We start from the raw sequence: 12,514 nt of genomic DNA on the forward strand, positions 1-12,514 counted from the left end.
CTAATAATTTAAATTAGTTATACTAAAAATAGCCTTAATTAATGATTAATTGGGGTTATACAACTAAAGCAAACCAAAACGGAGCTGGCAAAAAGAAAGGCAATTCCCTTTCTTTTTGCCTGAGGAACCGACGGCCGGCTGTTTTTCCAGCCGGCCGGATTTTTATCCCCTATAAAAACACCCCGGTTGAGCCGGGGTGTTTTAAATTCTGCTGCGGCAGCTTTAACGGGTAAGAAAGGCGATTGCTTCTTCCCGGGATTTAATTTCACCGTTCCATTGCGCTTTGCGCACGCGCCCCAGCGCGCCGGAAATTTTCCGCCCGGAAAGGCCCAAATTTTTAAGCTCCCCCCCACGCACGAAACACGGCTCCAACGCCTGTAAAGGCAATTTTGGGAAAACCGTTTTTAAAACGGTTTTCTGCATTTCGGACAGCGGGCCGAGCGGGCACATTTGCTCCTGCGCAATCTTCCACGCCGAAACAATCTCCTGCGCCTTGTCTTTGGGCAAGTGGAGCGTACGGACAAAATCTTCTCCGCTGGGCCCCAGCGAACACGCCAGTACCCCCATCCGCTCCGCCGGAGTAGAAACGCTATCTAACGCGTCATTCCAACGAAGCCCCGGCCAGGCGAATTTGAGCATATCGTATTTTTCCATTAAGCCAAAAATTTCTTTCACGCGTTTTTCTTTCAAGACTTTTAAAAATTCCTGACAAAAGCGTTCCCGCGTCAGCAAAAGCGGATATTCTTCCTTAACCGCCGCTTGCAGCAGCCGCTCCGTTTTGGGCGCCAGCCGCCAGCCGAAACGCCCGGCAAAACGCACCGCACGGTACATGCGGGTGGGATCGTCCAAAAAGCTTTTATCGTGCAAAATCCGCACGACGCCGGCGTCAATGTCTTTTTGGGCGCCGAACGGGTCGTACGATTGACCGAAATTTTTAGGCAAAATGGAAAGGCACCAGGCGTTGGTGGTAAAATCCCGGCGGAACAAATCGTCTTTCATTTCTTTTGAAAACGCCACCACCGGCAAGGCTCCCGGGTGCGGGTAGCTTTCCTTGCGTGCGCGCACCATGTCCAACTTGAGGCCGTTATCCAACTGCACGCGAAACGTGCCGAACTGGGAAAACTTCCGCTTGGCGCCTCCCCAGCGTTTTACGCAAAACCCCGCTACGGATTCCTGGTTTCCGTCAAAGGCTAGATCAATATCCAATGTATTTTTTTTAAGGTAAAAATCCCGCACGGCGCCGCCCACCACCCAAGCTTTCAGGCCCAGTTTCTGGGCATATTCTCCAATGGTATAGAGCGGCTCCCGGTAAGATTTCGGTATGGTAACAGTCATAGCACCTGCGGCGGCAAAGCCCCCTCTTGGCTCATACGGTCTTCAAAATTGCGCAGCAACAAGCTTTTAAGACCGCTTTTCAACACTTTGCTGGCGGCCACGGCGTAATCGTTGGCAGTTTTGGAGGGAGCCGGTGCCGGCACGTAGAGAGGAAAATGATTGGCTCTTGCGTATGAAGGTTTCAGCCGCGCTACTTGCATTCCCATAGCGGCGGCGGCTGCCGCAACCGCTTCGGACTCGTACGACTCCACTTCTTCGTGCTGCAACAGCGTTTTCAGCGCGTCCAGCCCGAACACGCAAATGGGAGGATAGTCCATATGCAGCGGTTTAAGCAGCGTATTTTTAATTAATTCGTAATCTTTCTGCATCCGTTCCCGCAGTTGCGCTTCGCGCGGGCGGTCTTTCTCCGAAAATACAAAGACCAATAGCTCGGCGGGAGCGTCAAAATAAATCAAATCGCCGTCGTGGTGGAAAAACGTGCCGCATTCCGGGCACTGTACTAAATTGAGTTCTCCGCCCATAATGGCGGATTTTAAATCGGGGTCTTGGTCGGCGCTGACCAAAGACCAGTACTCCACATCAAAAGGTTCACAATGGTTGGGGCAGTGAGCGGCCGCTTCATTTTTGATAGATTTCATATGTATTATTTATAGCAAAAAAACATTAGTTTTGCTACTTTTCTTAAAATGATAAAATTTAAATATGAACTTACAAGCCCGTTCTGCTTTTGCCCGCGAGATTACCGTCAAAGGCATGATTATCAACACCGTCCTGTGCGCGGCCAAATTTGCGGCCGGCGTATTCGGGCGCAGCTCCGCCATGGTGGCGGATGCCGTCCATTCGCTTTCCGACTCGCTGACGGATATCGTCGTGCTGGCCAGCCTCAAATTTTCAACCCGCCCCGCCGACCAAGACCACGCCTACGGCCACGGCCGGTTTGAAACGATGGCCACGCTGGTGATCTCGGTGGCGCTGTTTGCGGTCGGGGCCAAAATTCTCTATAACGGAATTTTGGATATCGTCCGCCTGGCCGAAGGCGGCACCATTGCCCGCCCGCACGCCATTGCCTTGTGGATGGCGGTGCTTTCCATTGCCGTCAAAGAATGGCTGTACCGCTACACGCTGAAAGCGGCCAAGCAAATCGGCTCTTCCGCGCTGGAGGCCAACGCCTGGCACCACCGCTCGGACGCCATGAGCTCCATCGGCACGCTGTTGGGTATCGGCGGGGCATATTTCTTGGGAAACAAGTGGACGGTGCTGGATCCCTTGGCGGCGGTGGTGGTAAGTTTCTTTATTTTTGAAGTGGCGTGGAATATCCTTAAAAGCGCCTCGGACGAACTGCTGGACAAATCCCTGGGCGCCCAAGCGGAAACCAAAATTACGCAAGTTTGCCGCCAGGCGGAACCGCAAGCCTGCGCGCACAGCATTAAAACCCGCAAAATCGGCGGTTATGCCTGCTTGGAATTTCACGTATACCTGCCGGACGAATGGAATTTAAAGCGGGTGCACGACGCAACGGATAAAATGGAACAAGCCCTGCAACAGGCCTTCGGTCAGCAGACCTTGGTTACCATCCACCCGGAGCCCCGCTCGCTGGATAACAACCATTAAAAAGTTTGCTACAATAGCCGTACGCCCCGTTAGCTCAATTGGATAGAGTCCCGGTCTTCGGAACCGGTGGTACAGGTTCAAGTCCTGTACGGGGCATACTTCTTCCGAGTTTTATTTTTACAGCACACCACTTATTTTTCCGTCGGAAAATTAAAAACGCAAAGAACGCTAAAAAACGGCCGGCCGCAGCATGCTTGCCGCTCAAATGCCGGCAAGCGGGCCCGCACGCATTCGTTTGCCGCTTGTCGCTTTATTTGATGAAATCTGCAGAGTCTCTCCTCTATGGCTTAAAATTTGCTAAAATAGAAATATCTAAATTTGCAGTAAGGAGCGTACCTATGGGTGGACATTCGCACTGGGCCGGTATTAAACACAAAAAGGCCCTCGTAGACGCCAAAAAAGGTAAAGTATTTACCAAAATTTTAAGAGAAATTACCATCGCCGCCAAAATGAGCGGCGGCAACCCCGACCAAAACCCGCGCTTGCGCAAAGCCATGGACGATGCCCGCGCGGCCAATATGCCGTCGGACAACGTAAAACGCGCCATTATGAAAGGTACCGGCCAGCTGCCGGGTGTGTCGTACGAAGAAATCACGTACGAAGGCTACGGCCCCGGTTCGGTAGCCGTCATTGTGGAATGCACGACAGACAACAAGAACCGCACGTTCTCGGAAATCCGCAAAATTTTCACCAGCCACGGCGGCTCTATCGGCACGGCGGGCTGCGTGTCCTATATGTTTAAAGGCAAAGGGCTGATTGTCGTCAAGAAAGAAGACATTTCCGAAGACGACCTGATGAACCTGGCCTTGGAAGCCGGAGCGGAAGATGTGCGCACCGCGGGCGATGTGTACGAAGTAATCACTAGCCCGGACATGGCGGAATTGGACGCCGTGAAAAAAGCGATTGAAGCCAAAGGCATTACGCCGGTTTCCGCGGATTTGACGATGCTGCCCGATACGGAAGTAAACATTACCGACGAGCATACCGCCGAAACGCTGATGAATATGCTTGAAGCGCTCGATGACCACGACGACACCAAAAACGTCTATGACAACTCGAATATAGACGAAGCCGTGGCCGCCAAACTCAACGCCTAGTACAGAGGCCGCTTGAACAAAACAACAACCACCGTTTTAGGTATAGACCCTGGTTTAGACAGAACGGGATGGGCCATCCTCACAAGGGACGCCCGTTCCGTTTTGTCTTTACGGGCGTGCGGGCTGATTCATACGGACGCCCACCAGGAACTGCCTAATCGGTTGGAATATATTTTTGCCGAACTGCAAAAACTCATCGCCGCCTACGGGCCCGATCAGGTGGCCATGGAACAAAACTTTTTCTTAAAACGCGCCGTAACCATGGCCAACACGGTCATGACGCGCGGCGTGATTATCCTGGCCTGCCAGCTGGCGGGCAAGCCGATTTCGTTTTATCCCCCCAAACGAGTTAAAATGATGCTCTGCGGCACCGGAACGGCCGACAAAAAGCAAGTCCAGCGGATGGTGCAGCTGACGCTAAACTTGGACAAAGCCCCCTCCCCAGATGACGTAGCCGACGCCGCAGCCATTGCCGTCTGCCACGCCAAAACAGCCCCGCTAAACGCAATGATAAACGTAAAAGCGGCCTTCCTGGAAAAACTGAAGGCCGCCAAACAACTTCAACTCAAAAAACGTTAATTCATCAACCCGTTCTTCTTTCCGCTGATTCCTTGGCAAATGGGAGAGGCCGTTGCACTTGCGTCAAAATTTTTCCAATTACCAAACCCATAATTGGGATCATAGTCACTTGTACACCAAATAGTTAACTCTCCATTAGGCGGAACAAGTTTCATATAGATGGCAAACTGTTTATTATTGTATGTTGCCTTTATTGGGTAAGCCTTTCCTATCATTGTTTCCGTCTGAGAATTTCCTCCTTCAAAATAAAATTGCATGTGGTTCCCTTTAAAATTGTTCACTCCATAGCCAAAATCCACCCCGATATTGGGAACCTCTATATCCAGCGAATCCAGCTCGCGCGTGTATTTGCCATTGGATAAATAATACAACTGTTTGGCTTTTGCTATGCTTCTAAATAACGTAACGGCTTCCGTAGCTTTGGCTTTGGCAACGGATTTCTCATACTGCGGCAAAGCCACCGCCGCCAAAATGCCAATAATCAACACCACTACCAATAGCTCTATTAAAGTAAAACCTTTTTTCATAAAAACTCCTTAGCGCGTTGATTGAAAGGCTTATTTATAGTCTAATAATTAACTGCCTTCCAATTAATGCCCAAACCAGTGTATCAAAAAAAAAAAACAAAACAAGACCAAAGTTGCTTGATTGGCACAGAAACAAAAAAAGTCGGTTATTGTGCAAATAAAAAAATAAAACCGGCAAAAAGCCGGTTTATTAAGTTAGAAGAACACAATCTTTATAATTTCATCAACCCGTCGGATGCCGCCCCTAGTTTGCGGCAAATGTCAGGAAGCTGGCCCGCGGGGACGGGAATTGTCGGCCCAGAAGAAGGAGCGTACTCCGTACAATAAATTTTCTTTTCCCCTTGGTTCAAATCCATTACCAAGGTATATTTCTTACTTTTTTTCGAAGAAGCTTTTATTCTAAACACACGGTTTGCCCAACCATAGCTTTCTGCTTCGGCCCAAAAATAATAATTATCAGTCTCCCAGTTGTTTTGCCCATACCCGATATCGCGCCCAATTCCTGGCATTTCAATATCTAATAAATCCAGTTGCCGCGTATAGCGTCCGTTGCTCATTTCAAACATTTTTTCAGCTTTCTCTAGATTGCTAAAAGCCGTAAGAACTTCAGCTATTCGGCTCTTTTCAACGGCTATTTCATATTGTGGAACGGCGACCGCCGCCAATATGCCGATGATTAAAACAACAACCAACAGTTCTATTAGCGTAAATCCGGCGTTTTTAACACCGAGGAAGGGTTTTTGATAAATTTTGTTCATAGCAAAAATTTATCAAAAAAAAAAACGAGTCAAGGCCAAAGCTGGGGCACCCCACCCTATACCCGTTAACACGATGGGTGGAGCCACACGGCTCAAGCCTCACCACGCGCTTTTAACGCAATCTCTGCCAAAACCAGGGCAGACGCTTTTGGCACTTTTTGTTTCATCGTTTACAAAAAAAAGGTATAAGCCCCCATTATAGGAGTGATTTTTAGTTATCGGAGAGTGTAAGGGAATATGGTAAAATGAAAGTATGATAGCGTATTTAAAAGGCGAGATTTTGGAAGTCAAAGAAGACGGGGCCGTCATCGTGTGCGGCGGCGTGGGCTACGAAGTAAACCTGGCCCACAGCTCGGCTTTGGAACTGACGGCCGGCACCGAACGGGCGCTGTACGTGGCGGAATCCATTTCCCCTTATGACGGCACCGTCTTGTACGGTTTTTTAAATAAAGAAGACAAAGAACTCTGGCTTCTGTTCAAAACCGCCATTCCCAACACCGGGCCCAAAAAAGCAATGGAATTTTTAAACAAAGCCCTTCGCTCGGTGGCGGATTTCCATAACGCCATTTTAAAACGCGACCCCAAAATTTTAACGGGCATTTTCGGCTTTACCGCCAAAACGGCGGAAAAGCTGATTACTTCCTTAAAAGATAAAATGGACGCCGTAACCGTACAGGGCGAAAGCAAAATAAAGGTAATGGACGAAGCCCCCTACATGAGCGGGGTGATGGAAGCGTTAACCGCCTTGGGCTATTCCGCCGCGGAATCGCGCCGCGCCATGGAAAAGCTGTATGCCGAAGGCATTAATCCCAACGACAAAATTGAAAACCTTATTAAAGAGGCCCTGCGGGTGTTGAAAAAATGAGCAACCAAAACGAAATTTTAGATGTTTCCCAACTGCCCGAAGAGTCCGCCGGGCTGGAAGCCGCCCTGCGCCCTACCACGCTGGACGAGTTTGTGGGGCAGGATAAATTAAAAGAAAACCTGCGCATTTTTATTGCGGCGGCCAAATCGCGCAAAGAAGCGCTGGATCACTGCCTTTTTTATGCGCCGCCGGGTCTGGGCAAAACCACGCTGGCTAACATCTTGGCCAAAGAAATGGGCGTTAACATCAAAGTTACTTCCGGCCCGGTGCTAGCGCGCCCTGGCGATTTGGCCGCCATGCTGACGACGGAACTTTCCGACGGAGACATCCTTTTTATTGACGAAATCCACCGCCTCAATCCGGCTGTGGAAGAAGCTCTGTACCCGGCCATGGAAGATTTTACTTTCTTTATCAACACCGGAAAAGGCGCCGGATCCACCACCTTAAAACTGGCGGTGCCGCGCTTTACGCTGGTGGGAGCCACCACGCGCTCGGGCCTGTTGACCGGCCCCCTGCGCGACCGCTTTGGCATTGTGTTTAACTTAGGTTTTTACGAAGTGCCGGAAATTACCGACATTTTGGAACGCTCCGCGCGACTGCTCGCCATCCAGGCCGACCGCGAAGGGCTGACGGAGCTTGCCAAGCGCTCCCGCGGCACGCCGCGTATTGCCAACCGCCTCTTGCGCCGCGCGCGCGACTTTGCGCAGGTAAAGGGCAACGGCGTCATTACGCGCGAAATTGCCAAAACGGCTATGGACTCGCTGGATATAGACGAAGAAGGATTGGACAGCGTGGACAAGCGGATTTTGGAAGCGCTGATTGACCGTTTTTCAGGCGGCCCGGTAGGCGTGGACAATTTGGCCATTGCCGTCTCGGAAGCCGTAGATACGCTGACGGACGTGATTGAGCCGTTTTTAATCAAAGCCGGCTTTATTGCGCGCACCCCGCGCGGGCGCGTGGCCACCCGCAAAGCCTACGACCACTTAGGCCGCAAACAACATACGGATTTACTTTTCTAACCCGGAGACCCGATGAAACACTTATTGCGTTTTCAGCTGTTGTTCCTAGCCACCCTGTTTATCAGCGCGTGCGCCGTGCCTTCCCAGCGTGCCGCCGTCGGCGCGCAAGCCGCCAAAGAAAGCCAAATCAACTCTTCCGCGCTGACGCGCGCCCCCGAACCGAAATCCCAAGATCCGCAGGCTAAACGCCGCCCGAAAGATTTAACCGTCCGCATTCTGCTGGCGGAAAAACAAAAATCCGCCCTCATCAAACATACGGGCAAAGTATATATCTATACGTTAAATTTGGATAAAAAATACAAAATTTCCGCCCCCGGCACGTTATCGGTCAAAGCCTTAGGCAGCGGCAAAATCCAAGTGGGCACTCTGCAGGCCAACAAAACCATTGTACTGGAGCCTGCTTTAAACACCTTGCTGGTGTGGAACAAAAATTCTTACTCCGGCAAAATTTTTATCATTCCCGCCGGCAATACGTTTCACTTGGTGGAGCACGCCCCGCTGGAAACGTATCTCTACGGCGTTCTTCCCTACGAGATGAGCCATTCCTGGCCCTTGGAAGCGCTTAAAGCGCAGGCCGTAGCGGCGCGCACCTACACGCTAAAGACGCTGGAAAACGTAAAAAACCAAAATTTTGACGTGTTTTCCGACGTTCGCAGCCAAATGTATAAAGGCGGCGGCAAGCAATATGATTCCGTCAAAAAAGCGGTGGACGGCACCCGCGGCGAAGTGCTGACCTATCAGGACAAACTGTTTTTTACCTACTACCACGCCAACTGTGGCGGCGGTACGGACGACGTACGCAGCTGGAACCCCGGCGCGGCTTCCATTAAGCCGCTTTCCGGCGCCTCCTGCAAGACCGATTCCCACTCCAAAAGCTACAAATGGCAGATGAACATCCCCCGTTCCAAGGTGGAAAATTACGCCAAGCGGGTGGGGCTTTCCGGTACGCTAAAAAGCCTGAAAATCGCCCGCAAAACCGACACGGGCCGCGCCACCAATATAACGATCCGCACCTCCAAAGGCTCCAAAACCGTTCCGTGCGGAAATTTCCGCCTGGCCGTCGGCATCCGCAGCTGCAAAATCACCAAGCTTTCCGTGCGCAAAAATGACGTACATTTTGAAGGCAAAGGCTACGGCCACGGCATTGGCATGTGCCAAGACGGCGCCAACGGCATGGCAAAAGACGGAAAAAATTACAAAAAGATTTTAAAAAATTACTATCCGGGATCGGAAATAAAAAACATCTCCAATTACTATGGCATTTGAACGTTTTAAAAAACTAAACCTAGACCCGCTGATTGCCAAGCAACCAGCCACCCCGCGCGACAGCGCCCGCCAAATGGTGCTCCACCGCGACACGCATACCATTGAACACCGCATTTTCCGCGATATTCACGAGTATTTTAACCCCGGCGACGCCTTGGTAATCAACAACACCAAGGTTTTCCCCGCCAAGCTTTTTGCCCATAAACCCACGGGCGGAAAGGTAGAAGTGCTGCTCGTGCGGCCGATGCAAAAACCGAATGTCTGGGCCGTGCTCACGCGGGATTATAAAGAAGGCATTACCCTGGATTTCGGGGACGGCCTGCGCGCGAAAGCAACCGGCAAAACCGAAAACAACGAAGCCGTTTTGGAATTTAACCAAGAGGATATTTTACCGTTCTGCAACACTCACGGGCTGATGCCCTTGCCGCAATATATTGAAAAAGCCCGCAAGCACGACGGCATGACCCCCAGCATTGCTACCGACAAAGACCGCTACCAAACGGTTTACGCCAAGTATACCGGTTCCATTGCCGCGCCGACGGCCGGGTTTCACTTTACGCCGGAACTCTTGCAGAAGTTAAAAGACAAGGGCGTGCACATCTGCTACATTACCCTGCACGTGGGCTGGGGCACGTTTAAGCCCTTGCGCGGCGAGCCGGAACAGCACCATATGCTGGCGGAATTGGGCGAGGTTTCCCCCGAAACGGCAGATACGCTAAACGCCGTACGCGCAAACGGAAAACGCGTATTTTCCTGCGGCACCACCAGCACCCGCACCCTGGAAACCTTTACGGATGAAAACCACATTACCCACCCCGGGAAAAAATGGACGGATTTGTTTATTTACCCCGGCTATAAGTTTAAAGGCATAGACTGCCTGATTACAAACTTCCACTTTCCGGACTCTACGCCCTTGTGTATGACGTCTGCCTTTGCCGGGGAGGACTTCATCTACGAAGCGTACCTGCAAGCGGTGGAAAAGAAATACCGCTTCTACTCGTTTGGCGACAGTATGATGATTTTATGAGCAACAAAAAGCCCCGGTTTCCCGGGGCTTTTTAAATGCACTGGCTGTTATTGGCGAATCTCGTAAAACCGGCAGGAATCAAAAGAAGTTACGTACGTTCCATTCATCATTTTTTGGCAAAAACTGCCGGCTTCTCCCGTAAAATGAGCAATGTGCTCATAGCAATACGTTTTTCCTTCTTTTAAAACGGATACATCCTTGAGCGGAATTTTAATTCCGGAGCATTTATACGGCCCCGTCAAACGAGCCGCCGCCACAAAATAAGATTTAGCGGAAGAGCGGTTGTTGAGCGCAACCACAGTTTGCGTGTCTTGGCGGGCCGAATCGCTGGATTGATACGCCAGCGAACAGGGCGGCGCGGCGGGAGCGGTCGGAAGCGGAACGGAAATATCCAAGTTGCTCATTTCGTTACTGAATGAACCGGTTGCCATATAATAGGCTTTTTGTGCCGTTTCCACCGCACGGGCAATCGGGAACAAGGCGCTGATACGGCTTTTTTCAACCGCCTTCTGATACTGCGGTACGGCCACCGCCGCCAAGATACCGATGATTAATACCACTACTAAGAGCTCTATAAGCGTAAATCCGGCGTTTTTAGTGCCGGGGAAGGATTTTTGATAAATTGTTGCCATACGCAAAATTTATCAAAAAAAAAAAACGAGTCAAGGGGCGAGCCGCCCCCTCCCGACTCAATGCCCGTTCATCCGATTGGTTTAGGCCACACTGTTTCTGTACTGTTGCACACTAACAAAACGGCAGGCGAGCCGCCCCTCCCCACTCTATACCCGTTAATTCGATTCGTTTACGCCACACTGTTTCCGCCCTGTCGCGCTCTTGCCAAACAGCAGGTGAGCCGCACTGCTATACAAAGAAGTATTTCCCTTTTGTGTTGTTGCCGTTTATCCGCCTCTTTGTCCTGTTTCTAAAAAGCCTTTCAAACGAAACGGCCCTTTTATTGTGTGAGCGAAGCGCGTTGTAAAAGGGCCCGTTTGAAAGTGACTTTTAGAGGACGCCGGGGCGGCGGTCTTTTTGGTACTTTTTCTGCCGCAGAAAAAGTTCCCCTTCCAGGGGGTGGCATCCTAGGCCCGTTCGCACGATTCGTTTACGCCACCCTGTTTTCACACTCTTGCCCCTTTACAAAACAACAAAAGCTTGGCCAACCCGCGCTGGGGGCCGCCCGACAGATATGATAAAATATAAGTATGAATTCCCCCTTTCACATATTATCCAAAGATCCTCATTCCAAAGCCCGCACCGGCATTTTGTACACCAAGCACGGCGCGGTGCATACGCCGGTTTTTATGCCGGTCGCCACGCAGGCCTGCGTCAAAGCGCTTACGGACGAAGACTTAAAAAACGCCGGGGCCGAGTGTCTGCTTTCCAACACGTACCATTTGTATTTGCGCCCCACTACCCCCATCTTGCAGCAAATGGGCGGCATACACAAATTTATGCATTGGGACGGCAGTGTACTGACCGATTCGGGCGGGTTTCAGGTATACAGCCTGTCCAAATTTCGCAAAATTAAGGAAGAGGGCGTAACTTTTCAGTCCCACCACGACGGGAGCAAACATCTGTTTACGCCGGAAAACGTCATTCAGTTTGAAAGCGAAATCGGCTCGGATATTTGGACGATGCTGGACGTCTGCATTCACGCAAAAGATCCTTCCAAGCACGATGCCCGCCAAGCCCTAAACCTCACCAAACGCTGGGCCGAACGCGCCGCCAAGGCCTACGAACAGACCGTGCCCCAACAACACATTACCCAACGGGCGGACGGCTCTTTTGAAGTAGGCAATTCGCTTTTATTTGGCATTATCCAAGGGGCCATTTTCCCCGATTTGCGCAAAGAAGCTGCCCAGCATATGGCCTCTCTGCCCACGCACGGATACTGCATTGGCGGGCTGTCGCTGGGGGAAACGCTGGAACAGATGAACGAATCCGTTCTGGCGGTTACCGACAATCTGCCCGAAAACAAGCCCCGCTATTTTATGGGCTTGGGAACGCCGGTGGAAATTTTAAATTCCATTGAACGCGGGGTAGATATGTTTGACTGCGTATGGCCCACGCGCGTAGCGCGCAACGGCATGGCCATGACCAGCACCGGCCGCGTGAACATTAAAAACGCCGAATACCGCACCCAAGACATTCCGCTGGATCCGGAGTGCGACTGCTACACCTGCCGCCGCTACTCCCGCGCGTATTTATGCCATTTGTACCGCTCGGCCGAACTTACCAGCCACCGCCTGATGAGTATTCACAACATCCGCTTCCTGATTCACTTAATGGAACGCGCGCGGCAGGCTATTGCCAACGGCACCTTTTTGGCGTTTAAGGATGAAGTCATCCGCAAATACCAAAATTTTAAATAGCGCCGTCCGCGGACAGGACTTATTTTCTAATTCAAAAGCAAAAAAATCCCCGGGGAAT

At 51.0% G+C, this 12,514-nt stretch carries 13 protein-coding genes and 1 tRNA gene; 9 read left to right on the forward strand and 5 right to left on the reverse strand.

The window, feature by feature from the left end:
• Positions 1-222: 222 nt before the first annotated feature.
• On the reverse strand, positions 223-1,335 hold the full coding sequence (locus B5F75_RS05290; RefSeq protein WP_087288696.1) for a CCA tRNA nucleotidyltransferase: 1,113 nt from the start codon (positions 1,333-1,335) through the stop codon (positions 223-225).
• Complete coding sequence (locus B5F75_RS05295) at positions 1,332-1,973, reverse strand: CpXC domain-containing protein (RefSeq protein ID WP_087288697.1); 642 nt, start codon at positions 1,971-1,973, stop codon at positions 1,332-1,334. The genes B5F75_RS05290 and B5F75_RS05295 overlap by 4 nt, the downstream gene beginning before the upstream one ends.
• A gap of 64 nt (positions 1,974-2,037) precedes the next feature.
• Between B5F75_RS05295 and B5F75_RS05300 the strand changes: the two genes are divergently transcribed.
• The 4 genes from B5F75_RS05300 (at position 2,038) to ruvC (ending at position 4,622) form a co-directional block, all read left to right on the forward strand.
• Positions 2,038-2,946, forward strand: a complete 909-nt coding sequence (locus B5F75_RS05300) for a cation diffusion facilitator family transporter (protein WP_087288699.1) — start codon at positions 2,038-2,040, stop codon at positions 2,944-2,946.
• Between the two features lie 23 nt (positions 2,947-2,969).
• A tRNA-Arg gene (locus B5F75_RS05305) sits at positions 2,970-3,042 on the forward strand.
• A 242-nt stretch (positions 3,043-3,284) separates the two neighbouring features.
• Positions 3,285-4,043: a YebC/PmpR family DNA-binding transcriptional regulator gene (locus tag B5F75_RS05310; RefSeq protein WP_087288701.1), complete on the forward strand. Its 759-nt coding sequence runs from the start codon at positions 3,285-3,287 to the stop codon at positions 4,041-4,043.
• A 12-nt stretch (positions 4,044-4,055) separates the two neighbouring features.
• A complete protein-coding gene (gene ruvC, locus B5F75_RS05315) occupies positions 4,056-4,622 on the forward strand; it encodes a crossover junction endodeoxyribonuclease RuvC (protein ID WP_087288706.1) in 567 nt (188 codons plus the stop codon).
• On the opposite strand, the gene B5F75_RS07730 is transcribed toward ruvC, so the two are convergent.
• Together B5F75_RS07730 and B5F75_RS07735 are read right to left on the reverse strand one after the other, a co-directional pair.
• Entirely contained in the window at positions 4,619-5,149 is a 531-nt protein-coding gene (locus tag B5F75_RS07730; protein WP_087288708.1) for a type IV pilin protein, read from the reverse strand. The genes ruvC and B5F75_RS07730 overlap by 4 nt on opposite strands.
• Positions 5,150-5,361: 212 nt before the next feature.
• Complete coding sequence (locus B5F75_RS07735; protein WP_275531908.1) at positions 5,362-5,907, reverse strand: type IV pilin protein; 546 nt, start codon at positions 5,905-5,907, stop codon at positions 5,362-5,364.
• A gap of 253 nt (positions 5,908-6,160) precedes the next feature.
• Between B5F75_RS07735 and ruvA the strand changes: the two genes are divergently transcribed.
• Genes ruvA through queA form a run of 4 tightly spaced genes read left to right on the forward strand, consistent with a single transcriptional unit; the run spans position 6,161 to position 10,084 of the window.
• Positions 6,161-6,772 carry a Holliday junction branch migration protein RuvA gene (gene ruvA / locus B5F75_RS05330; RefSeq protein WP_087288709.1) on the forward strand — a complete coding sequence of 204 codons (612 nt, stop codon included), beginning with the start codon at positions 6,161-6,163 and terminating at the stop codon, positions 6,770-6,772.
• Positions 6,769-7,791: a Holliday junction branch migration DNA helicase RuvB gene (gene ruvB, locus B5F75_RS05335; protein WP_087288711.1), complete on the forward strand. Its 1,023-nt coding sequence runs from the start codon at positions 6,769-6,771 to the stop codon at positions 7,789-7,791. The genes ruvA and ruvB overlap by 4 nt, the downstream gene beginning before the upstream one ends.
• Before the next feature lie 12 nt (positions 7,792-7,803).
• Entirely contained in the window at positions 7,804-9,057 is a 1,254-nt protein-coding gene (locus tag B5F75_RS05340; protein WP_087288712.1) for a SpoIID/LytB domain-containing protein, read from the forward strand.
• Positions 9,047-10,084 carry a tRNA preQ1(34) S-adenosylmethionine ribosyltransferase-isomerase QueA gene (gene queA / locus B5F75_RS05345; protein WP_087288713.1) on the forward strand — a complete coding sequence of 346 codons (1,038 nt, stop codon included), beginning with the start codon at positions 9,047-9,049 and terminating at the stop codon, positions 10,082-10,084. Before B5F75_RS05340 ends, queA begins: the two co-directional genes overlap by 11 nt.
• A gap of 47 nt (positions 10,085-10,131) precedes the next feature.
• Here queA and B5F75_RS07740 read toward each other — a convergent pair whose 3' ends face one another.
• On the reverse strand, positions 10,132-10,716 hold the full coding sequence (locus B5F75_RS07740; protein ID WP_275531909.1) for a type IV pilin protein: 585 nt from the start codon (positions 10,714-10,716) through the stop codon (positions 10,132-10,134).
• 570 nt (positions 10,717-11,286) lie between these two features.
• On the opposite strand from B5F75_RS07740, the gene tgt reads away from it, so the two are divergent.
• Positions 11,287-12,456: a tRNA guanosine(34) transglycosylase Tgt gene (gene tgt / locus B5F75_RS05355; RefSeq protein WP_087288715.1), complete on the forward strand. Its 1,170-nt coding sequence runs from the start codon at positions 11,287-11,289 to the stop codon at positions 12,454-12,456.
• The last annotated feature ends 58 nt before the right edge of the window (positions 12,457-12,514 follow it).

The organism is Elusimicrobium sp. An273 (genome assembly GCF_002159705.1).
In the GTDB taxonomy this organism is placed as follows: Bacteria; Elusimicrobiota; Elusimicrobia; order Elusimicrobiales; family Elusimicrobiaceae; genus Avelusimicrobium; species Avelusimicrobium gallicola.